At 38.8% G+C, this 24,162-nt stretch carries 21 protein-coding genes; 9 read left to right on the top strand and 12 right to left on the bottom strand.

Features of this window, described 5'->3' with window-relative positions; all coding sequences use genetic code 11:
* Positions 1-243: 243 nt before the first annotated feature.
* Positions 244-1,251: a D-alanine--D-alanine ligase family protein gene (locus J2X77_RS09325; RefSeq protein WP_209576605.1), complete on the bottom strand. Its 1,008-nt coding sequence runs from the start codon at positions 1,249-1,251 to the stop codon at positions 244-246.
* A gap of 145 nt (positions 1,252-1,396) precedes the next feature.
* On the opposite strand from J2X77_RS09325, the gene J2X77_RS09330 reads away from it, so the two are divergent.
* The 6 genes from J2X77_RS09330 to J2X77_RS09355 all read left to right on the top strand — a co-directional run bounded on the left by J2X77_RS09330 (position 1,397) and on the right by J2X77_RS09355 (position 8,075).
* Complete coding sequence (locus J2X77_RS09330; RefSeq protein WP_209576607.1) at positions 1,397-2,377, top strand: PASTA domain-containing protein; 981 nt, start codon at positions 1,397-1,399, stop codon at positions 2,375-2,377.
* A gap of 184 nt (positions 2,378-2,561) precedes the next feature.
* The gene (gene mltG / locus J2X77_RS09335; RefSeq protein ID WP_209576609.1) at positions 2,562-3,602 is read left to right on the top strand and encodes an endolytic transglycosylase MltG; all 1,041 of its coding nucleotides are present in this window, start codon (positions 2,562-2,564) and stop codon (positions 3,600-3,602) included.
* The gene (locus J2X77_RS09340; protein WP_209576611.1) at positions 3,602-4,009 is read left to right on the top strand and encodes a thioesterase family protein; all 408 of its coding nucleotides are present in this window, start codon (positions 3,602-3,604) and stop codon (positions 4,007-4,009) included. Before mltG ends, J2X77_RS09340 begins: the two co-directional genes overlap by 1 nt.
* A gap of 1 nt (position 4,010) precedes the next feature.
* Positions 4,011-4,976: a YihY/virulence factor BrkB family protein gene (locus J2X77_RS09345; RefSeq protein WP_209576613.1), complete on the top strand. Its 966-nt coding sequence runs from the start codon at positions 4,011-4,013 to the stop codon at positions 4,974-4,976.
* 227 nt (positions 4,977-5,203) lie between these two features.
* Positions 5,204-7,135: a 30S ribosomal protein S1 gene (gene rpsA, locus J2X77_RS09350; RefSeq protein ID WP_209576615.1), complete on the top strand. Its 1,932-nt coding sequence runs from the start codon at positions 5,204-5,206 to the stop codon at positions 7,133-7,135.
* A gap of 100 nt (positions 7,136-7,235) precedes the next feature.
* On the top strand, positions 7,236-8,075 hold the full coding sequence (locus J2X77_RS09355) for a sulfurtransferase (protein ID WP_310080463.1): 840 nt from the start codon (positions 7,236-7,238) through the stop codon (positions 8,073-8,075).
* 1 nt (position 8,076) lies between these two features.
* On the opposite strand, the gene J2X77_RS09360 is transcribed toward J2X77_RS09355, so the two are convergent.
* The 4 genes from J2X77_RS09360 to gyrB all read right to left on the bottom strand — a co-directional run bounded on the left by J2X77_RS09360 (position 8,077) and on the right by gyrB (position 16,222).
* On the bottom strand, positions 8,077-9,978 hold the full coding sequence (locus J2X77_RS09360) for an ATP-dependent DNA helicase RecQ (RefSeq protein ID WP_209576619.1): 1,902 nt from the start codon (positions 9,976-9,978) through the stop codon (positions 8,077-8,079).
* On the bottom strand, positions 9,975-12,059 hold the full coding sequence (locus J2X77_RS09365) for a ComEC/Rec2 family competence protein (RefSeq protein WP_209576621.1): 2,085 nt from the start codon (positions 12,057-12,059) through the stop codon (positions 9,975-9,977). Before J2X77_RS09365 ends, J2X77_RS09360 begins: the two co-directional genes overlap by 4 nt.
* Positions 12,056-14,035, bottom strand: a complete 1,980-nt coding sequence (locus J2X77_RS09370; RefSeq protein WP_209576624.1) for a helix-hairpin-helix domain-containing protein — start codon at positions 14,033-14,035, stop codon at positions 12,056-12,058. Before J2X77_RS09370 ends, J2X77_RS09365 begins: the two co-directional genes overlap by 4 nt.
* A 228-nt stretch (positions 14,036-14,263) precedes the next feature.
* Positions 14,264-16,222, bottom strand: coding sequence for a DNA topoisomerase (ATP-hydrolyzing) subunit B (gene gyrB / locus J2X77_RS09375; protein WP_209576626.1), 1,959 nt, complete (start codon positions 16,220-16,222; stop codon positions 14,264-14,266).
* 192 nt (positions 16,223-16,414) lie between these two features.
* Here gyrB and J2X77_RS09380 point away from each other — a divergent pair, with 192 nt between their 5' ends.
* The gene (locus J2X77_RS09380; protein ID WP_209576628.1) at positions 16,415-17,032 is read left to right on the top strand and encodes an OmpH family outer membrane protein; all 618 of its coding nucleotides are present in this window, start codon (positions 16,415-16,417) and stop codon (positions 17,030-17,032) included.
* An 87-nt stretch (positions 17,033-17,119) separates the two neighbouring features.
* Entirely contained in the window at positions 17,120-18,025 is a 906-nt protein-coding gene (locus J2X77_RS09385; RefSeq protein WP_293884315.1) for a CorA family divalent cation transporter, read from the top strand.
* Here J2X77_RS09385 and tsaB read toward each other — a convergent pair.
* From tsaB to mscL, 5 genes are all read right to left on the bottom strand, one after another.
* Complete coding sequence (gene tsaB / locus J2X77_RS09390; RefSeq protein WP_209576633.1) at positions 18,020-18,727, bottom strand: tRNA (adenosine(37)-N6)-threonylcarbamoyltransferase complex dimerization subunit type 1 TsaB; 708 nt, start codon at positions 18,725-18,727, stop codon at positions 18,020-18,022. The genes J2X77_RS09385 and tsaB overlap by 6 nt on opposite strands.
* Positions 18,728-18,741: 14 nt before the next feature.
* Positions 18,742-18,996, bottom strand: a complete 255-nt coding sequence (yidD, locus tag J2X77_RS09395) for a membrane protein insertion efficiency factor YidD (RefSeq protein WP_209576635.1) — start codon at positions 18,994-18,996, stop codon at positions 18,742-18,744.
* On the bottom strand, positions 18,959-19,375 hold the full coding sequence (locus J2X77_RS09400; protein WP_209576637.1) for a ribonuclease P protein component: 417 nt from the start codon (positions 19,373-19,375) through the stop codon (positions 18,959-18,961). The genes yidD and J2X77_RS09400 overlap by 38 nt, the downstream gene beginning before the upstream one ends.
* Positions 19,376-19,436: 61 nt before the next feature.
* Positions 19,437-19,595, bottom strand: coding sequence for a 50S ribosomal protein L34 (gene rpmH / locus J2X77_RS09405; RefSeq protein ID WP_075991291.1), 159 nt, complete (start codon positions 19,593-19,595; stop codon positions 19,437-19,439).
* Positions 19,596-19,825: 230 nt separating this feature from the next.
* Entirely contained in the window at positions 19,826-20,233 is a 408-nt protein-coding gene (gene mscL / locus J2X77_RS09410) for a large-conductance mechanosensitive channel protein MscL (RefSeq protein WP_209576639.1), read from the bottom strand.
* 277 nt (positions 20,234-20,510) lie between these two features.
* On the opposite strand from mscL, the gene J2X77_RS09415 reads away from it, so the two are divergent.
* Entirely contained in the window at positions 20,511-21,152 is a 642-nt protein-coding gene (locus J2X77_RS09415) for a response regulator transcription factor (protein ID WP_310080481.1), read from the top strand.
* 29 nt (positions 21,153-21,181) lie between these two features.
* Here J2X77_RS09415 and J2X77_RS09420 read toward each other — a convergent pair whose 3' ends face one another.
* Complete coding sequence (locus J2X77_RS09420) at positions 21,182-22,324, bottom strand: sugar phosphate isomerase/epimerase (RefSeq protein WP_310080483.1); 1,143 nt, start codon at positions 22,322-22,324, stop codon at positions 21,182-21,184.
* Between the two features lie 88 nt (positions 22,325-22,412).
* Positions 22,413-24,110 carry a cell division protein FtsZ gene (ftsZ, locus tag J2X77_RS09425; RefSeq protein WP_310080485.1) on the bottom strand — a complete coding sequence of 566 codons (1,698 nt, stop codon included), beginning with the start codon at positions 24,108-24,110 and terminating at the stop codon, positions 22,413-22,415.
* Positions 24,111-24,162: the final 52 nt, after the last annotated feature.

Here is a 24,162-nt window from a genome sequence, read left to right on the forward strand (position 1 = left end):
CATCCCCTTTTCTGTTTAACCAGCGTAATGCTTACTGCGTAAGGGACATCAAGATGCTGCGATCATGTAGTATACCGCTTTGTCCTTTCAATAGCAACCCATAAGTCGTCATGATGAAAAAGCAAAAGCCGGCTTTCAGAAAATTGAAAGCCGGCTTTTGCTATCGTTAGTTACCACGTCGCATATTGTTAAATTCAGCAATCGTACGAACCTTCACTTCATATCCACTATAAGAGGACAATATTATTTCGATTGCAAAGCTGTTTCGATCAACTCGCCGTAGAAATCGCCTTCTTTCATTCCAAAAGCGCGTACTTGTTGCGGTATAAAACTTTGCGCAGTCTGCCCCGGAATAGTATTGATTTCGATAAAATAGAATTTATCGGTCTCGTTTTCCAAAAAGAAATCAACACGCACCATACCTTTGCAATTCAATCTGACATAGACCTCTTTCAAGATACGTGCAGCCCGTTCCTGCTGTTCGATAGTCAGCTCTGCCGGTGTAATCTCTTCGGTCAGTCCAGGTATATATTTCGCTTCATAATCAAAAAATTCGCGCGTAGTCCGTACCTCCGTAGCAGGTAAAACAACCAGCTCGCCTTTTGAATTGCGAAAAATTCCTTCCGAAAACTCGCGTCCGGTTACAAATTCTTCGACAATGACCTGTTTACCTGTATTCTCTGCATCAAAAGCTGTATCGATCGCTGCTTTCAGCTGTGCAGATTCTTTCACCTTGGTCATACCGATACTGCTCCCGCCTGCATTAGGTTTCACAAAATAAGGCAGCGAGAGATTGCTTTCAACCAGTTGGACCGCTTCAGGTCGCTGCGATTCAAATAATAGGACCGATTTTGCCAAATGCAGCTCTGGAATATCCGATAAAATCGCCTTTGTATACCCTTTATTCATCGTCAGGGCAGAAGTTAGCGCGTCACATGATGTATAAGGAATATCTAATAAATCAAAATAACTTTGGAGTCTCCCATCTTCTCCAGGCGCACCGTGTACCATAATAAATGCCAAGTCAAAAACCAAAACATCCCCATGCAATGGAAGCGTGAAATCTGCTTTGGAAATGGGATGACGCTGACCATCTACATCTTCATAGTACCATGCTTCTTTGGTCACCGTAATCAGATACACATCGTATTTGTTGTGATCAAGTTGCGAATTGACGAAGGCTGAACTTTTAAAAGAAACTTCAGCTTCTCCTGTATAACCTCCAGTTATTAATGCTATTTTTGCTTTCATAAATTTTAGCGATTCGAATAGCAAATATAATTTGCTATACACGGAAAAACGAATAATTTTGTGACGAATAATTTTATTTAATCTTTCTGCAAACTTGGCTTTAATATTGCGGTTCTATGCAGAATTAATTTTTATTAACAAAGAAATGTCCAAAGTAGTACAATATCTTCAGACCCCCACGTTTAGGAAAAATCTTATTGCCGCTTTCATTGCGATAGTATGCCTATTCCTTTTCGTTTATATTGGTCTGAAAGTATATACCAAACATGATGAATCTATTGCTGTTCCTAAAGTCAAAGGACTTCATATCAGTGCGGCTATTCAGGCCCTGGAAAATGCTGGGCTCGAATATCAAATTGATTCCGTCTATCAGATGGACGCTAAGCCTGGTATGGTCATCGAACAAGATCCTGAACAAGGATTCCATGTAAAATCCGGTCGGACTATTTATTTGACCATTATCACACAGGTGGCACCTGAAGTTGCTTTTCCGAATATAAAAGATAAAACATTGATCGAAGCCACCGCCATCTTGAAAAACCATAACCTTAGAATAGGAGACACATCGTATGTAGCGGACATCGCAAGAGATATCGTTTTGGATGCTCAATTTGCAGGACAATCCATCCGTAACGGACGTATGATACCTAAAGGTTCGCGTATAGATCTCGTTTTAGGAAATGGACTGGGAGCAAATGAAGTAGAGATACCTAACTTAATTGGACTTCCTTTAAACGAGGCGAAGTTTGCCCTATCTGGAGCTGGACTAGGTCTGGGCACTGTGACGTATGATCCAAATGTAACGGATACCGCTACCGCAGTCATCAGTGTGCAATCGCCAGGAATCGAAAAAGGCCTAACCAGCTTAGGCGCTAAAATTGACGTAACACTTTCAGTTACAGCACCAGCACCTATTACAGATGCTCCAACAGGTGGTACGACAACACCTAAACCACAAGCAAACCAAACACAAGCTAATCCGTCGATCGCTAAGCCTAGTGCCCAATCGAAGCCTGCTGCTCCATCGAAAAGTACGCCCGCAAATACACCAGCAACTAAGCCGGCAAATAACTCCGCGGGGCAGAAAAAAGATAAGGAAAATAAAGGAAATAGCCTGGGCTTCTAAAGCGATCAGCGTAAAATGAAACTGCATTGAATCATCGTTAAAAGATGCTAAAGCTTTAAAGTTTCAAAACTATAAAACATATGAAAAAACTGCGCTTTCATACGCGAGATTTTTCAAACATTGACCGCTAAAGGCTGCATGAATGCCATGAATAGCGAACAACAAATGATTAAAAAATTTTAGAATGGAAAATAAAAAAGGAATACCAAGTTGGTTAAAAATCATTGCTCTGATCGTTCTTGTTGTTGGAGCTTATTTTGCTTGGAAATTTTATAGCACGTTTTATGCTTCGAATGTATCGGGAGATAAAAAGTACCTGTTTATACACGAGGGTGAAAAGTATGAAGATGTGCTGAAATCAATCAGTGATTCAAATCTATTGGACGATATCGCTTCATTTCAGCGTGCAGCACAATATAAAAAATATGAACAGAGTGTAAAACCAGGACGTTACCTGCTGACACCTGGAATGAACAATAGACGTTTAATTGGCAATTTAATGGGTGGCTACCAAGAACCCGTAAAATTCCGATTCGCCAATGTCCGATTAAAAGAAAATATGGCGGCGCTTCTTGGAAAAAGTTTCGAAGCTGATTCTGCACAATTTATCGCTGTGCTGAATGATGAAGCTACGGCGCAGAAGTATGGATTTACAAAGGAAAATCTGATCACGATGTTTATTCCTAACACGTACGAAATTTACTGGAACACCAGTCCCGAAAAGGTAATCGCTCGTTTTGATGATGAATGGAAAAAATTCTGGAATACGGATCGCACGGCGAAAGCAAAAGCGCTTAATTTGACACCACAGCAAGTCAGTACGTTAGCTTCCATTGTCAAAGGGGAAGCGCTACATCAAGATGAAATGCCCATGATTGCTGGACTTTATTTAAACCGCCTCAAAAAGGGGATGTTGTTACAGGCAGACCCAACAGTGATCTTTGCTAATAATGATTTTACAATCAGAAGGGTATTGAATAAGCACCTCAGAACAGACAATCCCTACAATACGTATATTTATAGAGGATTGCCTCCAGGCCCGATTTCTATTCCAAGCATCGCTGCTATTGATGCAGTGTTGAACTTCAAGCAGCACGATTACATCTATATGTGTGCGAAAGATGATTTCTCAGGTTACCATAATTTCGCAAAAACAGAAGCAGAGCATTTGATCAACGCACGCAAATTTCAACAGGCTTTGGACGCCAGAAATATTAAAAAATAATGTTTGTATTTGACCATCAGATTCGCGTTCGCTATGCAGAAACAGACCAAATGGGCTATGTCTATTATGGGAATTACGCTGCATTTTATGAAATAGCGCGAACTGAAATGCTGCGGAGCACAGGGATCTCGTACCGAGAACTGGAAGAAATGGGGGTCATGCTCCCTGTCACAGAGATGAAGACCAAATATCTAAAACCAGGCAAATATGATGACCTGATTACAATCCGTGTGACCATCCGAAAGAAACCTGCTGTTCGTATTGTTTTCGAATATGAGCTTTTCAATGAGAATGGAGAGCTACTCAACCAAGGAGAAACGACATTGGTCTTTGTCAATATGGAGAAAAATAGACCTTGTATGCCTCCGCAGGTTTTCTTGGATAAGATGAGTAAATATTTTAATTGAAATGGGGAACATCCACCAATGGCTATTAAATTTTGAACCTTATTTTAGATTGATCGAATGGAGTAAACGGGTCGTACTACCTGGCTTTGGCTCGCTCCCTCTTTACACCGTCGCTGTATTTTTCTTTCAGGAAATTTCCAGAGACTCCATTATTAGCAAAGCTTCCTCCCTTTCCTACAGCTTTCTATTAGCTATTTTTCCGGGCATCATATTTTTATTTACATTAATCCCATACATTCCAATAAATAATTTTCAAGAGCAATTGTTGGATTTTCTGGCGGTAGTTATTCCTAAAAATGCTTTTCTCGTTGTTGAAACAACTTTGGAAGATATTATCAAAAACCAAAATGGCGGATTGCTGTCCTTCGGTTTTGTATTTGCAGCATATTTTGCAACCAACGGCATGGCCTCCCTGATGAATGCATTCAATAAAGCATCATTAATGACGGAAAAAAGGCCTTGGATCAAAAAACGATTGCTTGCCTTAGCTTTGGCTTTCTTAATTATCTTTGCCTTGACTGTTGGAATGACGATTTTTACGATTGCTGGCATTACGATAGACTATCTTAAAGAAACGACGGGTATCAAATCAAGCTTCTGGGCGATATTGCTTAAGATAGCCCGATGGTTGATTATATTCGCGATCTATTTTTTTACGGTGAGCTGTATCTACAAATTTGGCCCTTCAACCTCCAATAAATGGAAACTCTTTAGTGCAGGAGCATCGATGGCCACTATACTAGCGATATTGACTTTTTCAATATTTACTTTTTATATCAATCACTTCGGCGCATACAACAAATTGTATGGTTCCATCGGAACGTTAATTGTCATTATGCTCTGGATTTATTTAAATACGCTTATTTTATTATTGGGTTATGAACTCAATGCTGCCATTGCACTGTCCAAACAAACCATTGTTATTGCCAAACCACGTATTTTTAATTCGTTTAAGAGAGAAGATTAAGTCATTTTAAGCACGTTAATTTATGCTTTCCAAGAAAAGAATTTCAGCAAATAAAGTCGAGAAATAACAAAGTCAACCTTCAATTAACACCCTGGACAGCTTGACCTATAAAAACATCCCTATAACTGAAAGTCTTTCAATAAAATAAGAAAAATAAAATTTTGCATTTAAAGTTTTTTTGTACCTTTGCAACTCCTACAAAGTAGGAAAAAGGAGAAAATTAATTAATGGCAAAAAAACAAGAAGCAGAAAAAGAATTAGCAGCGAAAAACGCAGAGCTACAAGGTGCTGACACTAAAGTAGTGAAAGACACTGAACAAATTGAATCAGAAGCTGATTCAAACTTAATCGACGAAATCAAATCAAACACGTGGATCACACCAGAAGGTGAATTTGACTGGGATGCAAATGATAAAGGTTTCGGAAATTATAGCGAAGCTGAACGCGCTAAACTTGAAGCACAATACGCGGATACTTTCAATCAAGTTAACCAAGGTGAAATTATCGAAGGTACTGTAGTTTCTATCAACAATAAAGACGTCGTCTTAAATGTTGGTTTCAAATCTGACGGTTTAGTTTCTTTATCAGAATTCCGTGACTTACCAGAATTAAAAGTTGGTGATAAAGTTGACGTATTCGTTGAATCTCAAGAAGATGCTAACGGTCAATTAGTACTTTCTCGCAAACGTGCTAAAACTCAAAAATCTTGGGAAGCTATCAATGAAGCATTAGAAAATGATGCAATCATTACTGGTTTCGTTAAGAGCCGTACTAAAGGTGGTCTTATCGTTGACATCAAAGGTGTTGAAGCATTCTTACCTGGATCTCAAATCGATATCAAACCTATCCGTGACTACGATGTATACGTAGGTAAAACAATGGAATTCAAAGTTGTAAAAATCAACCACGAATTCAAAAACGTTGTTGTATCGCACAAAGTGTTAATTGAAAACGACTTAGAAAACCAAAAATCTGAGATCGTAGCTAAATTAGAAAAAGGTCAAGTATTAGAAGGAACTGTTAAAAATATCACTGACTTCGGTGTGTTCATCGACTTAGGTGGTGTTGACGGTTTGTTGCATATCACAGATATCTCTTGGGGTCGTATCGAGCATCCAAAAGAAGTTTTATCACTAGATCAAACAATCAACGTTGTTGTATTGGATTTTGATGATGAGAAAAAACGTATCGCTTTAGGCTTGAAACAATTATCTGAGCATCCTTGGGAATCTTTAAATACTGCATTAGAAGTTGGATCTAAAGTTAAAGGTAAAATCGTAACAGTTGCTGATTACGGAGCTTTCTTAGAAATTATCCCTGGTGTTGAAGGTTTGATTCACGTTTCTGAAATGTCTTGGTCACAAAACTTACGTTCTCCACAGGAGTTCTTGAAAGTTGGTGATGAGATCGAAGCACAAATCTTGACGCTTGACCGCGATGAGCGTAAAATGAGCTTAGGTATCAAACAACTGACTCCTGATCCTTGGAAAAATATTACTGACCGTTACCCTGTAGGTTCTAAACAAACAGCTGTCGTTAAAAACATGACTAACTTCGGTGTATTTGTTGAATTGGAAGAAGGTATCGACGGTTTGATCCACATCTCTGATTTGTCTTGGTCTAAAAAAATCAACCACCCTAACGAATTCACTAAAGTTGGTGAAACACTAGACGTAGTTGTTTTAGAATTAGATGAAGAAAACCGTAAATTGTCTTTAGGTCACAAACAATTGGAAGAAAATCCTTGGGATACTTTCGAAACGATCTTTACTGAAGGTTCTATCCACGAAGGTACTGTGATCAAAGTTGGTGATAAAGGTGATATCGTAGCTTTACAATATGGTGTTGAAGGTTTCTGTCCTTCTAAACACTCTGTGAAAGAAGACGGTTCTTCATTGAAAGTTGATGAAGTTACTTCATTCAAAATTATCGAGTTCAACAAAGAGAACAAGCGTTTAGTAATCTCTCACTCTCGTATCTGGGAAGAAGAGAAAGAAGAAGCTCGCAAAGAAGAGTCTAGCAACCGTAAAAAAGACGCTAAAGCTGAGTCTTCAGCTGTTAAAAAAGTAAAAGATTCTGTTGAAAAATCTACTTTAGGCGATTTAGACGTGTTAGCTCAATTGAAAGAGCAAATGGAAAATGATAAGAACGCTAAGTAATTAGCAATCTACATCCATAAAAAGCGGCTGTTCCAAAAAGAACAGCCGCTTTGTTTTTATACGGATGCTTTGTACTTTTGTATTCAATAAACAGTATTTTATGTCATTCCAATCATCCTTAATTAGCCCTATACAACTTCAGGAATCATTAGGACAAAATGCAAACATCATCCTTCTGGATTGTACAATCGATAAAGTAGGTCAATCGATTAAAGAGGCGAAACTTGAGATACTTCCCCATTCGCAATTTTTTGACATCGAGGGAAAATTATCGGATCCTAATTCGAAATTACCACATACCCTCGTTTCGCCCGAAGTATTCGAGCGCGAAATGCAAAGGTTGGGGATTAATCAGGATAGTATACTTGTGTTGTATGATAGATGGGGTATTTATTCGAGCCCAAGAGCTTGGTGGATGCTTAAGGTTATGGGTTTTAAACAGGTCTTTATTTTAAATGGCGGTGTTCCCGCTTGGAAAAACAACAAGTTTCCCCTCGTAGAAGAGTATAAAACCACTGTAAAACCCGGTAATTTTAAGGCCCAATTTCAAGAAAACCTGTATGCCGATAAAGAGTATATATTGACTCATTATCGCGATACTAAAGTCAATATTTTCGACGCCAGAAGTAAGGGGCGATTTAGTGGTTTGGTAGCTGAACCTCGTAAAGGCCTACATGGTGGACATATCCCCCATTCCAGAAATCTACCTTTTGAAGAATTACTTGATGGTATCGTTTATAAACCAATTGATGAATTGAAACGACAATTTGATCACTTTAATAAGACCGGAAATGAGTATATCTTCTCCTGTGGATCAGGTATCACAGCCTCTATATTAGCATTTGCTTGCCATCTTGTAGGCCACGGACAAATTCGGGTATACGACGGATCTTGGTCTGAATGGGGGCGCGAAGAACTCAATCTTCCAATCGAAAAATAAGTTAAAATAAAGTATTCCAAGAATAGAGATTATCCTCTAGGCGGATTTTTTCGGCATCCAGCAGATCACGAATGATCTCTATTCTTTTCTTCTCCGTACCTATTGTTAAACTACCTACCAAATCATGGATATTTTTCGCTCCAGCGAGTAAACTGCTTTTTATTTCGGCCTTTATATTTGTCCGTTGCTTTTCTCGGTGATTACGGATCAGGCACAAATCACATACTTCACAGAACCCCGCATTTTTCTCACCAAAATATAATAACAGCGACTGACTGCGGCAATTGCTTTGTTCAATATAATTAATCATGCCATTGACTTCCTCTTCCTTCACCTGATAGCGATCCCGAATAAAAACATGGTCAATATGCAAATGTTTGTAATCGACCCGATTCTGTAAGAATGTCAATTGCGGTGAATCTGTAGAAGGCAAATAAGTCGCTATTTCGAACGTTTCTAACGACTTCAATAGCTCCACGACACGACCGTAAGGTATACCTAACTTACCTGCGAATTCGTATTCATTGATTAATATGAAATTCTCAAATACGCCGCCATAGCTACGTAAAATAGCCTTGACGAGCTTATCATATTTTGCGTACTGAACCTGAAATTTATATAACTCAGCACTGTCAATCTCAAATTTAAAACGTGAAGGGATTGTAACAGCCTCCGACAAGACCAGCCAGGTATCCCGCTCTAGAAATTTTAGTGCACTCATCACTGGCACTAAGGGTAGCTGATATTTTTTAGCAAATGTAACGACATCAAAATCCACTGTCACCCCTTCTCCAGAACCATAAGGGATCTGAAAATGATTACAAAGGTAGTGATAGGTTTGTTGAATAAAGGAAATATCTGGAAAACTAGCCTGCAGATTATCCAGTAGTTTCTGCTCATCTGTTTTTTGATAAAGAATAACAGGATAAGCTTTTTTTCCATCCCTCCCTGCCCTACCGGCTTCTTGATAATAGGCCTCCAGTGAATCGGGCAGATCCAGATGAATCACAAAGCGCACATCAGGCTTATCGATCCCCATTCCAAAGGCATTTGTAGCAACAATAACACGAACAACATTTGTCATCCACCCATGCTGCTTCTGATCCCGCTCTTGCCCAGAAAGCCCTGCATGGTAATAATCCGCAGAAATCCCATTATTGACCAAAATACGGGCTACTTCTTGTGTTTCGCGCCGGTTTCTTACATAAACAATACCACATCCGCCCAATTTATGGATGATGCGTACCATACGCCCCATCTTATCCTCCTCTTCAATAGCCATATAAGCCAGATTATCCCGAAGAAAGCTTTTGACAAATACATTTTCCTTCAAAAAACCAAGTTTCTGCTGAATATCGGTTATCACACGGGCCGTTGCGGTGGCCGTAAGAGCCAAAAATGGAACTTTAGGATGTAGTTCGCGTAATTTAGCTAATTCTAAATAAGGCGGTCTAAAATCATAACCCCATTGAGAAATGCAATGTGCTTCATCTATGGCAAATAGATTGACATTCATAAATCGTATACGTTCTCTTACGATATCATTGTACAACCTTTCGGGAGAGAGATAGAGAAATTTTATTTTCCCATACACGCAATTATCCAGTGTGATATCCACCTCTCTCTTCTTCATACCAGCATAAATTGCGACCGCTTGAATTCCATTTCTTTTCAAATGTTCAACTTGGTCTTTCATCAACGCAATGAGCGGTGTAACCACGATACAAATTCCTTCTAGCATCAATGCAGGTACTTGAAAACAAATCGATTTCCCCCCACCTGTCGGCAATAAAGCCAAGGTATCTTTACCAGAAATGACAGATTGAATAATTTCTTCCTGCAGGGGTCTAAATGAGTCAAATCCCCAGTATTGCCTTAAGATTGATATACTATCTTGCGTCATAAGTTCTCCTTATTCCAAACATACGCAAAATTATCTTTCATGAGATAATTTTGTATCCCCAAACTATCCAACATGTGTTGCATAAGCAGACACTTCTCCATTGAGTTGGATCCATCCAGTACAACAAATTTTGGTTTGATTTGCTTTAATACATCTGGTAAACCATATAAAAAGTTTTTTCTGATAATGACCAGATCAGCAGGTGACATCGTTCCTTTCGGATGAGACAAAATAGCGACTCTACCTAAAGGAAGCGTCACAAAATAATTCTTTCGATCCCGTCCATTTAATGGCACAAACTGAACTTCACCTGCCGATAACAATGCAATTTCCCTTCCACAAGCATATTGTAACCCTTTGGCCTGCAAGGAATCAAAAGTGCTATAAACAATTCCGCGACCAGCTTTGAAATACCCCATCGTCAATTCATGCTTCGTATTGTAAATACGAAACCGTTCTGAATCATTACTTGCTAACCATTTTTTCCCATTGATTAGCAACATTCCAATTCCACAATATAGCCCGAGCCATACGTACCTCTTATCTTTCCACTGAAAAGTATATAAAAAAGAGAAAACTGAAAAATAGGCCAAAAATAAAATACTGATTTCCATAGGGGCTATTTTTATAGTCGAAAAAGGTAAATGATCAATAAATTTCAGACAGCATAGTATAAAATCAATGAGATGTTCTAGAAGAAAACCCAAAATCTCATTAAGCCAGTCGACAGGGTTAATGGTCATAACAAAACCAGCATACATCACTAGGGTGGAAGGAATATCGACAAGTAAGTTGGCAATCAGAAAATAAGTAGGAAACTGTCCAAAATAATAAAGACTCAGCGGTGTTGTCAGAATCTGTGCGGCAATAGAAACCGTTAATATATCTCTTAAAAATCGGAGTATAGAACTTTTGACCGGCAGAAGTGCATTCACCAGCGGGGCACATATTATCATACCCAAAACGGCTAAAAAAGACAATTGGAAACCAACGTCATTAATAGCCCGGGGCGCAAACAATAGAATCAATACAGCAGCAATAATAAGCGAATTCAAGCTTGAAAAACTTCGTTTAAAATATTGTGCACATAGGACAAAACTAATCATGATAGCTGCGCGTGTAATCGGCGCATCAAGCCCAGCTATAAATGCATATATCCAGATCGTGCCCCATAATAAAATTAATGGTAGCCACTTCAGGTAAAGTGGCCATGCAATTTGTCTGATAATAAGAGATAAAAAACCAAATAGAACGGCAACATGCATCCCCGATACACTTAAGATATGCACAGTTCCTGTATTGGTGAAAGCCTCCATATTATCATTACTGATCTCGCTTCGAAAACCGTATAACAACGCCGATGCAATCGCAAAATTTTCATCCCCTTTAAGATGGCTGCGGAGCTTAACTAAAAAATATCTCCTCGCTTGCAAAGCGAGTCCAAACACTGAAAAGCCTCTTGTTTCTTGCCGACTGATCAACCTATAGTAGCCAGATTTCACAAAAACTTCATGATGTATTAAGTACTTGCTCAAATACTCCCTATAGTCAAACTCCATCGGATTACGCGGCGGAGCTATTCTTTTCACATCCCCTTTTAACCATAAGAAGTCACCAAACTGAAGGAAATTTTTCGTACTCAATTTTAGGGTTATCATCAATCGGCCGGAACTTGGTACAAACTTACCTTGCCTATGAACACCGATCACTTCTGCAGAAAAACGGATAATATGTTGCTTTATCTTAGGTTCCTCCATTATTTTCACTACATAACTATCCGCTTCTAGATGAGAGAAGTGATTAATGACAACTTGTGGTTCATTGCGCCAAAATTGATAAATTCCAAATAATATAATAGATAAGTAATAGCCGCAGGTATAACCGTATTTACGAATTTTACCCCTGAAAAAATAGCAACACATGGTTAGCAGCGTCATTACTATCAATGCTTGCAGTACATGTTGAAATATCGGGCGAGAAATTGGCAGTGTAGGAGCCAAAAGAAGCGTCAAAATATATAGGGTGGCAATCTTAAGAATAGGAATGCGCTCTAGTCTTTGGAGAAAACTTAACTCTTTCATAATTGCCACCTCAATTGTAACCTAACGTCAGATTTCCTATTACCATCGATCTGATCCAATCCTGTTCCGATAACCTCTCTCCCCGGATAATAGTATAATGCATATTTGGCCCATACCTGAAGATGGCGGCTTAAGCGATAGTTTATATTAAGATAAGTTCTCCATCCCTTTGTATTGTACATGCCGAAACCGGCTGCGTACAGTACATCTTGCTCATAAGCATAGATTCTATTATCATAGCTCGCTGCGTCAAAATATGCGACCCGCATATTAGACTGGAACTTTCCGGCTGCCGACTTCCAGAATACATCCTGAAAAAGCATATATCCGACACTGCTTTCCTGATACTCTTTTTGGAACATATTAGCTTCTACGCGGGAACGAACAGTCCATCGTGAGTTAAGACGATAATGAAATTCTACCCTTAATTGCTGCTTAACTGTATTCACAAGCCCATGCTCGGTCTGTCCCTCTCCGGTGTAGTTAACTTGTTTTAATCGGTTGCGATAACGCAAGGAAAGTTGCCCCTTTTTATACCACATGTAACTTAGCTGACTGAAGAAATCAGCTCCTGTAGATAGTGTATCAGCCTGATACTTTGCTCCCGGAAAACGGAAGACATCAGCATAATTAGACCAGAGTAATTTTCTTCCAAGCTGGTACGTTAATCCCAAATATCCTCCCTGCTCATTCGACGTATCCCCCGATTCACCAAACCCCTGTCCATAAAAAGTATGAAAATTCTTCTTGTAGTCGCGAAGTAAAAGGACCGAAGATAATCGTGGATGTAAACTTATTATGGACCCTGCTAATAAAGCCGAACCACCATCCATGCTGTTGGCATATTCACCGAACAAATAGATATTCCGAATGGTATAGTTTGTATACAAACTTATGTTTCGCAGAAAGTCACCTTCAAAATCAGCTTGTTGTCGTATTCCCTTTCCTTTGATTTTAAAGACATCCAACTGGGTCTGGTTAAAATGAATACCTGCTTTGAGCCGTTTATAGCGCCACAATAAATTCAATCCATACGCCATTTGAGACGCGGCACCACGATATTTCTGTTCGGTTGGAGTACGGTGTAAACCAGTACTTGCAATCGTTGAAATCGTTGCCGGAAAAGTTGTACGGTCAACATTTCCGTCAATCGATCGATAAGAAAAATAGGGTGTAATTTCGATATGTTTAATCTGTAAAGTTCCCGCAATACCACGCATAAAATTAATCTCATTTAACGAAGTGTAGGATTTTACACCAATCCCTTGTCTTGCGGCATTCTGTACCAATCCTCCTTTTCCAAAACTCAAACCATTCCACATACTGAGCCCCTGGCCAAATTGCAAAGCATAGTCGCCGATCACGATATTCCTGAACCGACTAAAGTTCTTTATGGACAAACTCATACTATAGAAATCAAATCCCATTTTTTGCCGATCTTTAAAAAAGGGTTCCCCGGCATCTTTTTCCATATTAATGGCGAGTTGGATTCTATCGTTCAATTGGGCTCTGTACCTTAGCGCATAGCGATTAGCATCGCCGAGATACCTGGATCTCGTTGTATCAGTGATACGATAGCCCTTCGCTTTCTCGAGTGTCCGAGCATACCGAAACATAATTTCTTGCTTAAATTTTCTTAATTTGAGGACGTTTAATGGTGATTCAGAGCCTACTTTTACAAAAGGTAACAATAGATAGACTATTCTTTCATTAAATCCTTCGATGGCCTGTAATTCCAATACATGGATAAAATTTCCCGAAATAGCCCTATGCGCCAATAGATGCTCAATTAATAAAGGATTTAGAAATTGTAATTCAGCGAGTTCGCTACCATCAGTTTTGTTGAGGTCGATGGGGTGTTTGAGATAATGATACCACTTTTCATTCAGTTCGCTCAAATCAGCATCCTCGGGAAGATTTTCGGATAAGCTTTCAAATAAATCTTGGAGATCGATTTTTTCATTTGTCTGCGCCATACAGGTTCCAATAAAACAACCTATAAAGAGCAAAATTTTGCTACAATATGTCATAATAGGTTTTAATTAATATTGGCTAGATGTTAGGCGATGAACCTTTTATCCCGGCAGAAAAAAGACTCATTAGCATGAAAATAGGAAATATAAATGAATAAAAAAAGCCCGATGAGAAATTTCATCAGGCTTTTTCTATTCATTTATGTACAATTCCTTTAAGCTAAACTCACATTAAATATCAATTTTAGCATAACGTGCATTTTTTTCAATAAATTCACGACGCGGAGCAACTTCGTCTCCCATTAACATGGAGAAAATACGGTCACATTCCGCTGCATTCTCAATAGTTACTTGTCTCAAGGTACGCGTTTCAGGATTCATGGTCGTATCCCACAGCTGTTCAGCATTCATCTCACCAAGACCTTTGTAACGCTGTACGTGCACACTATCCTCTTTACCAGTTCCCTTCAAACGCTGAATAGCATTGATACGTTGATCTTCATTCCAAGCATATTCGTGTTCCTTTCCTTTTTTGACAAGATATAGCGGCGGCGTTGCAATATACACATATCCTCTTTCAATCAATTCTTTCATATATCTGAAATAGAATGTCAAGATTAATGTTGTAATGTGGGACCCATCCACATCGGCATCCGTCATGATGATGATACGGTGGTAACGTAATTTTTCGATATTCAATGCTTTAGCATCCTCGGCAGTACCTACACTCACACCCAAAGCCGTAAACATATTTTTGATCTCTTCATTTTCGTAGATCTTATGTTCCATTGCTTTCTCAACGTTAAGGATCTTACCACGTAGCGGCATGATTGCCTGATGTTTTCTATCACGGCCAGACTTAGCTGTACCACCCGCAGAATCACCCTCGACAAAATAGATCTCACATTTCGTTGGATCGTTATCTTGGCAGTCGGCCAATTTACCCGGAAGTCCAGAGCCACCCATTACGGTTTTACGTTGTACCAAATCACGGGCTTTACGCGCAGCAGCACGCGCTTGAGCAGCTATGACTACCTTTTGAACGATAGCTTTCGCTTCACGTGGGTTCTCTTCCAGATAAACACCCAAGATCTCCCCAACAGCGACATCTACAGCCCCCATTACCTCGGAATTACCTAGTTTAGTTTTTGTCTGTCCTTCAAATTGAGGTTCTGCAACTTTCACTGAAATTACAGCCGTCAATCCTTCACGGAAGTCATCACCCGTAATTTCAACTTTCAAATTCTTAAGCAAACCTGACTTGTCCGCGTAAGCCTTCAATGTACGTGTCAAACCACGACGGAAACCAGCAACGTGTGAACCACCTTCAATGGTATTAATGTTATTCACATAAGAATGCACATTTTCAGAATACGTATCATTATATTGTAAAGCTAGTTCAACAGGGATACCTTGCTTGATACCTTCCACATAAATCGGGTCAGGAATTAACGCCTGACGGTTTCCATCCAAAAACTTAACAAACTCCTTAAGTCCACCTTCAGAATGGAATGTTTCCTTTTTCTCAGAACCGTCCTCATTCGTCTCGCGTTCATCATTCAACGTCAAACTCACCCCTTTATTTAAAAATGCAAGCTCACGAAGACGATTTGCCAAAGTATCGTAATTATAAACTGTAGTCTGCGTGAAAATAGTAGGGTCTGGATGAAATGTTACAATTGTACCGGTCTTATCTGATACACCAACTTCTTTCACATCATACAAAGGCTTACCAATTTGATATTCCTGCTGATAAATCTTCCCGTCACGATGAACCTCGGCCTTCAGAAGAGTAGATAATGCATTCACACAGGACACACCTACACCATGCAAACCCCCAGAAACCTTATATGTATCTTTATCAAATTTACCCCCAGCATGTAATACTGTCATCACAAGCTCCAAGGCTGATTTATTTTCCTTTTTGTTGATTCCTGTAGGAATACCACGACCGTTATCCCGAACAGAAATCGAATTATCTTTATGGATAGTTACAAAAATGTCTGTACAATACCCTGCAACAGCTTCATCGATTGAATTGTCAACTACCTCGTATACCAAATGGTGTAGTCCTTTTACACCGGTATCACCAATATACATGGATGGACGCTTACGAACCGCCTCTAAACCCTCTAATACCTGGATATTATCGGCGGAATAGGTGGATGCATTTTTATTTTCTTCGCTCATTGAAAACCTCTTAAATGTAATATTCAAAAATACGAAATTTTGCCCGATTTATCAAGCCCACAAACAAGTATCGAGCCGATAGCTGGAATTGTCAGAACATAGGATAATTTTACTTTTTTACTCTAAAAACTAGAATTTCGATTTTTTTGTGGTAGGTTTGTTTTCAGTAATAATTTGCAAAAAAACAAAAAAATGAATACTATATCTTCAATTGTATCGAAAGTGTCCTTTGCCCTTTTGTTGGCTGGATCGATTGCATCGTGTAACCAAGGTACAAAAACAGCAAGCGAGCCTGCAAAAAATGATTCCAATACGGTAAACAAGGAAAATCAGGGAAGTAGCAAAGATAAAATTGTCTATTTAAACTCCGATTCTCTTTCAGAAAAATACCAATATTTTAAGGATATTAAATCAAAGCTTGAAAATAAAGTAAAGAAAGCACAAACAGACCTGCAATCCAAAAGTACTGCATTCCAACGTGAAGTTGCCGAATACCAAAAAAATGCAGCGACAATGTCGGCTGCTGATCGACAGGCTACGGAACAAAAATTAGCACGAAAACAAGATGAGCTTGCACGCTTGGACCAGACAGCGTCTTCCTCGATAGCAAAAGACGAGTCTGAAGAATTCAACAATGTTTATAACAAAATAACCGAATTCCTAAAAAAACATGCGGCAGAAAATGGATATAAGTTAGTATTGACCTATTCAAAAACTAATCCGACAGTCTTATATGCTGATCCTTCTTTGGAAATCACCAATGAAGTAATCAAACAATTAAACGAAGAATATAAATCTTCTAAAAAATAGAAGATTACACTAATTTAGGAAGCCATCAACTGAGTTGATGGCTTTTTTTATTTTCTTTCTTATCTTGCCTTTCATAAAATTAGATGTATGATCAGAACGATTGTTGAAAAAGAAATCGCAAACTACGAATGGATAGATATAGCTGAGCCAACGTCAGAAGACTTCACTTTTATTAAACAGCGTTTTAATTTAAATGAAGCTTCGATTAAGGACTCCAAAGAACCAGAACATCTGCCTAAAATTGAAGAATTTGAGAATTATACCTTTGTGATCCTCCGCGTCATGTCAGACAATTTCAAAGAGAATTCAGACAGTATCGGAGAAATCACCGACCGCCTCACCATCTTCTACGGAAGTGATTTTGTCGTTACTGTACACAAACGTCGCATCGAATTTCTAGAAAAGCTCAAGAATATTGAATTCACATCCATCAAAACAAAAAACAGCCGTAAACTGGCCGTATTTATCACGACGGCGGCTGTATTTACCTTTAGCCAAACCCTGGAGCAACTTTCAACACGCATCGATGCATACGAAGAATTGATATTCCTGAAACGTATGAGACAACAGCCAGTACTGAAAAATCTTTATTTTATCAAAAGACAGATTGATGTCGCACGTAAAGTGATCTTTCTCTACAAAGAGGTTGTTGAGCATTTTCATTCATCTTCAAAAAAGGATGTATACACACGGGATCTTAAAGATCTACAGATTCGAACAGCGACATTATATGAAAACTTATCTGAAAATGTAGCTCAGCTACTGAATGTTTATTTCAATATCTCGTCCAATCACACCAACGAAATCATGCGCATCCTCACAATTTTCTCGGTATTTTTTATGCCCATTACTTTTGTTGCAGGAATTTATGGCATGAATTTCAAGAATATGCCCGAACTCGAATGGTACTATGGATATCCGGTCGCCATAGCGATCATGATCGCCATATCCCTTGCGATTTATCTCTGGTTCAAAAGAAAAGGTTGGTTATGATAAGCCAACCTTTTTCTTTGCAGTAGTCACTACAAAATCTTTAAGATAGAATGGCTCAAAATAAGCAACATCCTCAAATAGCTTTCGTTCAAATTTTTCAAATGCCAATGGTGATAAAAAAGCCGCAGAATCTTTGAAACCACTCAAGATATTGACTCGCTCCGTTGAACTGAACAAAGTTTCGAATTTATCAGCTCCCGAACCAAACAATTGGACACGATCGTAGTCTAACAACAATCCATTGAAATATTCTATATCTATAATCTCCGCTGAGGTTGCCCTTACCAAGGCAGCATCGTGATTGTAAACAGCTGTATAGACTTCCATACGGCGTGCATCGAGCATCGGAAGATAGGCCTCACCTACTGTAACACCAAATTGACTTTTATACCCGAGAAATAAAGCCTCCAATGTATTAATAGCAATTAACGGAATATCTAAGGCATAGCAGAGCCCCTTGGCGGTAGACACTCCTATACGCAGTCCAGTATAAGAACCCGGTCCCATACTCACCGCCACCGCGCTCAAATCCTGCATCTTTCGACCTGTTTGTTTGAGAATTTCCTCGATCAAAATAGTTAGTTTGGCTGCGTGTGCATTTGGTTCATCGAGATTGATAACGTGTAATGTTTGACCGTTTTCACTCAGGGCAACCGAACATACAGTGGTTGATGTATCTATCTGTAAAATTAAATTATTCATCGTCTTTATAGAAATCAAGGTACAGGATCATGCCCGTGACCACCCCAGGGGTTGCAACGTGCTATTCGTTTCAAAGCCATCCAACCACCTTTAAAAGGACCGTATTTTATAATAGCTTCCTTACCGTACTGAGAACAGGTAGGCGTATATCGACAACTGGCGCCTAAAAATGGCGAAATAAAAACTTGGTAGAAACGAATAATAATTAAGAAAATAAAACTAAACAGAGGGCTAATCCCCTTTTTCCAAATAAGCTTCAGCACATTCATCCTGCAATTTTTTCAGCATTTTATTCATTGCGACACGAAACACATCATATGCTAAGATCTGCTTGCCCACATATTGAATAGCTAAATACAAAGTTACATTATGTTTCAACAAAAATGGAATCAAATCATTCGATTTTTGCAAACGGTAACTTTCACGCATCATCCGCTTAATTGAATTGCGGTCAACTGCTCTTTTAAACCTACGTTTGGATACAGAAATTATAGACTGACAAGAAGGGGCATGGTCAGCTATATTGTTTTTATCAAAAATAAAAACAACTCTAAAGGGATACAAAACAAAAGAAGAACCGCTTTTAAAAAGCGTATCAATACGCCTTTTCGCACATAACCGTTCTTCTTTTGTAAATGTATTTTTCATACGATGACTTAATCTTATTTAGAAAAAGCTCTTATAAGTAGCCACCGATCTTGGTCAAAGATTAACCTTTGTGACGGTATTCGTCAGACACTGTAAGACGTTTTCTACCTTTGGCTCTACGTGAAGCTAATACTCTTCTACCGTTTGCAGAGCTCATACGCTCTCTAAAACCGTGTTTGTTTCTTCTTTTTCTTTGCGATGGCTGAAATGTTCTTTTCATGACGCTATTATGCTAATTTGTTCTTACTTCAATTAATACAAAACTCCCCAAGAGGAATGCAAAAGTAAAGTTTATTTTAGACAAAAACAAACAATATTCAGAACATTTAAAGTTAATATGCAGTAAGCAGGCTAATCTATTCAGCTACAGCTAAAAAAAACAACTTTCAATGTTTCACAAAATAAAAAAACACCACGGTCCGAATGCGCTGCTTTTTAGAATACCTGACACTATTTATTTTTTAGAATATCTCTGATCTCTGTCAGCAGTGTTTCTTCCTTAGTTGGCGCCGCTGGTGCCGCAGGCTTTGCTTCTTCCTTACGTTTTAACGAATTTAAAGCCTTAATAACACAAAAAATACAGAATGCTACAATTAAAAATTGAATAACTACGTTGATAAAATTTCCGTAATTAATAGATACCTCTGCTTGTTTTGTAGCCTCATCAGCGGCCTTCAAAATCAATTTTTTAGATGAAAAATCAACACCACCTGTTAAATACCCTATCGGTGGCATGATGATATCGTCGACCAATGAGGTAACGATCTTACCAAAAGCTCCACCTATAATAACACCGACAGCCAAATCGACTACACTGCCGCGCATTGCAAACTCTTTAAACTCTTTTAGAAATCCCATATTTAAATTTTTTAGTGTATAAATATTAACAAAGCTAGTAATTGCCACATAAATCTAATTAAAATATGCTAATTTTTTATCGTTAAACTAATATTACCCCGTATTAATTGAGTTTATATCCTTATTCACAAAAATACGCTCAACTTGCTGCTAGCTAATTTTTATTAACTTAATTTCTTATATTTGCACGTTAACTAGTAAAATATCAAGATATATTGTATATTGTTCGTACATTATTTCATACGGTAATTAAAGCCCAGCATCAGATAGCAAATCTATGAAAAAGATTCTTATAGCAGACGACCATGGCATTGTACGGTTAGGAGCCTCCGTTATTATTAAAGAAACTCTTCAGAAAGCAGAAATATTCCAAGCTGAAACCTTTGACGAGGTTCTCGAAAAGATAAAGGTAGAAGATTTCGACCTATTATTGCTGGATATTAACATGCCTGGAGGAAATAATATACGCGTTGTTGAGGAAATCCTTCAAATTCGTCCAAGCATCAAGATTTTAATTTTTTCGTCTTATGACGAATCGCTATATGCGTTACGCTATATTGAAGCTGGGGCGGTAGGCTATCTCAATAAAACAACCGCAATGGCTGAACTTTCGAATGCCATTTTGGCTATTCAGGATAGAGGCAAGTATATGTCGAGCAACGTACAGGATCTATATATTCAGAAACTGACGCAAAGTAAATCTGAACTGACGAAATTAAACCCTTTGGCACGTTTGTCAAATAGAGAGGTGGATGTTGCTAAGCAACTAATCAAAGGACTTGGCATCATTGAGGTATCTGGATTATTGGAGTTAAGTCCATCAACCGTAAGCACTTATAAAAGCAGAATATTCGAAAAACTTAATGTTTCCAATATCCCTGAATTGATCGAACTTTTTAGAATACACTCCAACAATTAATAAGGTTGTTGGAGTGCTTTTTTAATATATCAGCTCAACTTATCCATCGTAACAACCGGAATATCTTTTACATTTAAATCTTTTAAAGGCTCACATTTCTTGTAAGAGTACCCCACTTCTGCTTCTAAATCCCATAACATCGGTGCTAAGAAATTGAGGCAAGTAGTGAATCCTTGAACCGCAGCTGAGAAATCACCTGTATCTTTCGAATTCTTAGCTTCATTTTCTATCTCAAACGGACCGCTGAAACCACGTTCTTGTAGTAGGTCAACAAATCCTCGCCAATCCATACTGTCAGAACCGCCAAAGCCAGGCAACATCGCTTCGTAGTGATGTCTATCCCAGTCGTGCCCTGGAATACTTACATTGGCTTTTTTAGCCAATTCTATATCAACATGTTGCATTGGATACATCCCGCCCCAATCAATACGTGCGGCCGTTTGTAAATTACGTGTTGTCTTCACATGGATACGCTGCAGACGCGCAATATCCGTATTACGGATTACCTCAATCGGATCTGTGTTTTGCCAGACATCATGTGAAGGATCATAGATCTCGCCATGTGCCTTACTCGGTATCATCGCGTACATTAATTTACGAGCAGCAAGCACTGCTGGAAGATTGTTATAGGTTGAGCTATAACGTGACGATCGCCAACCCTCCATTGGGCAATTTTCATAAAGAATGGTTACGCCCAAACTCTCTGCATAGTCAACAATGGGAGCAAATACACGCTTGTATTCTTCAAGATTCTTTTGAAATCCATCAATTTGATTACCCAATTCATGATTGTAGCCCACAAATGTTCCCACTTTGATATTATTTTCGTCGCCGCCAAGCAGATGGGCAATACGAATTAATTTTAATAAATGATTTTGATTCTTCACCCGCTGCTCAGGATCCCCACCAATCATATTTTCAAAAGCACCAAGCGAAAGTTTTAAGTCAACCTGATTGAACAACTCAATAATCTCCCTTGCTTTTGCAGGCGTAAAATCGTCATAGTCTAAATGCGTTGCAGTATGATCTTCCCGGGTACCGTCCTTTCTAAACACACAAAGGTCTATCCCCCCTGCTCCGATTCTTTTGGTCGTCTGAATCAACTCTGGTAAGGATAATTTATCAAATGCAGAACTCATTACCCATACAGGGTTATTTAATTTTGTCGTCATAGCTTGTATAATTGTCTTATTTCGGTATTTAAAGATACTAAAAAAGCCATCCGATTGGATGGCTTTTTGTTATTTTATAGTGAATCAATTAGTCTACATTATCATGTAGAAAAGAATTGTTCGGTCTAATTTCAGTATTTCCGTCTTCAAAGGAAAGTGTAAAACGAGACACTTGTGATTGTGAAGAGTGCGGTGTATCTTCCAATGACATTTGTTTCCGCTTATAAGCAGGCTCATTTTCCAACTCATGTAGACCATTGGAAGATTTTAGTTTCATGCTCAATTCCTTAAGACGTAAGATGCGCTCTTTAGTACGAACAAGCTGATCTTCAAAAGAAACCTGTTCTTCTTCCACCTGTGGAACTTCTACTTGCTCATTTGTTGTACTTGATGAAAAAGTAGGTTTCTCTTCATATGCAGATGCAGAAGGAGCTGTGTAGGAATCAAAAACTGTTGGCATCTGGAATTGAAACACAGATGGCGAAGTTTTCAATTGAAAATCACTGTCACCAAATGAAGGTTCCTCTTCATAAGTACCATCAAACCCTAAATCATGACGTATAACCTGAGGCTCCTCAACAGCGACCTGTTGTTGTGCCGCATTTCTTGGCGAAGTGAACAAGTCAGATTGCAAATTATTTGGAGTAGAAGTATTTGTAGAAGGTGCTGGTGTATCCACACGTTGAACCGGAGTTACGAAACTATTCGTAGCTGGAACTTCTTTTGGTGCCACCTGAGACACAGGTTTTATAAAAGAATTAGCCGGTTCAGCAGTTAAGGGCATGGACACCTTTGTATTTTCACGTTCTTTATCACGTTCTTCAGACGTTTGAAAACCAGTGGCAATAATTGTTACTGACAATTCGTCTTCAAAGTTCTCATCAATACAGTTACCCCAGATTAAATCAGCTGACAAACCAGCTTTTTCCTGAATGTAATCCGTAATGATCGCAACCTCATCCATCGTTACTTCTTTCGTTCCGGAAGTAATGTTCAATAAAATATAGCGAGCACCTTCAATCTCATTATCTTTCAACAATGGCGAAGCTAAAGCACCTTCCACTGCACGCAATGCACGATCTTCACCCTCGGCAACAGCATTACCCATGATGGCAACACCACTGTCGTTCATTACTGTACGCACATCCTTAAAGTCGACGTTTACATAACCAGGGATTGTTATAATTTCGGCAATACCTTTTGCAGCTGTTGTTAAAATATCATCAGCTTTCGCGAAAGCCGCAGTCATTGTTAAATTACCAAAAATTTCACGAAGGCGATCATTTGATATCACAAGATAAGAGTCTACATATTTACGTAACTCAGACAACCCTTCTTCAGCTTGTGAACGACGACGTTTACCTTCAAAAGTAAATGGCGTAGTGACGATAGCAACAGTTAAAATACCCAACTCTTTAGCTGCTTTGGCCAACACAGGACTAGCACCTGTACCGGTACCACCACCCATACCAGCTGTAATAAATAGCATCTTTGTATTGGTGCCAAGCATACGCTTGATATCCTCAATACTTTCGATCGCCGAATTTTCTCCGACATCAGGATCTGCCCCAGCTCCCATACCTTCGGTTAGACTTATCCCCAATTGAACTTTATTTGGAATCGGGCTCAATTCTAATGCTTGTGCATCAGTATTACACACGATAAAATCCACACCACTAATTCCTTGTTTATACATGTGGTTTACGGCATTGCCGCCACCGCCACCAACCCCAATAACCTTGATTATTGAAGATTGTTCTTTTAACATTTCAAACTGTATTGACATAACTTATCCCTATTTAACTTACAATGAAGATGATATCAAAATGAACCAAACC

Source organism: Sphingobacterium sp. 2149, from assembly GCF_031455655.1.
Lineage (GTDB): Bacteria > Bacteroidota > Bacteroidia > Sphingobacteriales > Sphingobacteriaceae > Sphingobacterium.

Excerpts from the sequence above, each read along its gene's own strand:
- J2X77_RS09325 (WP_209576605.1), bottom strand. The coding sequence starts at position 1,251 with ATGAAAGCAAAAATAGCATTAATAACTGGAGGTTATACAGGAGAAGCT.
- J2X77_RS09330 (WP_209576607.1), top strand. The coding sequence starts at position 1,397 with ATGTCCAAAGTAGTACAATATCTTCAGACCCCCACGTTTAGGAAAAAT.
- mltG (WP_209576609.1), top strand. The coding sequence starts at position 2,562 with ATGGAAAATAAAAAAGGAATACCAAGTTGGTTAAAAATCATTGCTCTG.
- J2X77_RS09340 (WP_209576611.1), top strand. The coding sequence starts at position 3,602 with ATGTTTGTATTTGACCATCAGATTCGCGTTCGCTATGCAGAAACAGAC.
- J2X77_RS09345 (WP_209576613.1), top strand. The coding sequence starts at position 4,011 with ATGGGGAACATCCACCAATGGCTATTAAATTTTGAACCTTATTTTAGA.
- rpsA (WP_209576615.1), top strand. The coding sequence starts at position 5,204 with ATGGCAAAAAAACAAGAAGCAGAAAAAGAATTAGCAGCGAAAAACGCA.
- J2X77_RS09355 (WP_310080463.1), top strand. The coding sequence starts at position 7,236 with ATGTCATTCCAATCATCCTTAATTAGCCCTATACAACTTCAGGAATCA.
- J2X77_RS09360 (WP_209576619.1), bottom strand. The coding sequence starts at position 9,978 with ATGACGCAAGATAGTATATCAATCTTAAGGCAATACTGGGGATTTGAC.
- J2X77_RS09365 (WP_209576621.1), bottom strand. The coding sequence starts at position 12,059 with ATGAAAGAGTTAAGTTTTCTCCAAAGACTAGAGCGCATTCCTATTCTT.
- J2X77_RS09370 (WP_209576624.1), bottom strand. The coding sequence starts at position 14,035 with ATGGCGCAGACAAATGAAAAAATCGATCTCCAAGATTTATTTGAAAGC.
- gyrB (WP_209576626.1), bottom strand. The coding sequence starts at position 16,222 with ATGAGCGAAGAAAATAAAAATGCATCCACCTATTCCGCCGATAATATC.
- J2X77_RS09380 (WP_209576628.1), top strand. The coding sequence starts at position 16,415 with ATGAATACTATATCTTCAATTGTATCGAAAGTGTCCTTTGCCCTTTTG.
- J2X77_RS09385 (WP_293884315.1), top strand. The coding sequence starts at position 17,120 with ATGATCAGAACGATTGTTGAAAAAGAAATCGCAAACTACGAATGGATA.
- tsaB (WP_209576633.1), bottom strand. The coding sequence starts at position 18,727 with ATGAATAATTTAATTTTACAGATAGATACATCAACCACTGTATGTTCG.
- yidD (WP_209576635.1), bottom strand. The coding sequence starts at position 18,996 with ATGAATGTGCTGAAGCTTATTTGGAAAAAGGGGATTAGCCCTCTGTTT.
- J2X77_RS09400 (WP_209576637.1), bottom strand. The coding sequence starts at position 19,375 with ATGAAAAATACATTTACAAAAGAAGAACGGTTATGTGCGAAAAGGCGT.
- rpmH (WP_075991291.1), bottom strand. The coding sequence starts at position 19,595 with ATGAAAAGAACATTTCAGCCATCGCAAAGAAAAAGAAGAAACAAACAC.
- mscL (WP_209576639.1), bottom strand. The coding sequence starts at position 20,233 with ATGGGATTTCTAAAAGAGTTTAAAGAGTTTGCAATGCGCGGCAGTGTA.
- J2X77_RS09415 (WP_310080481.1), top strand. The coding sequence starts at position 20,511 with ATGAAAAAGATTCTTATAGCAGACGACCATGGCATTGTACGGTTAGGA.
- J2X77_RS09420 (WP_310080483.1), bottom strand. The coding sequence starts at position 22,324 with ATGACGACAAAATTAAATAACCCTGTATGGGTAATGAGTTCTGCATTT.
- ftsZ (WP_310080485.1), bottom strand. The coding sequence starts at position 24,110 with ATGTCAATACAGTTTGAAATGTTAAAAGAACAATCTTCAATAATCAAG.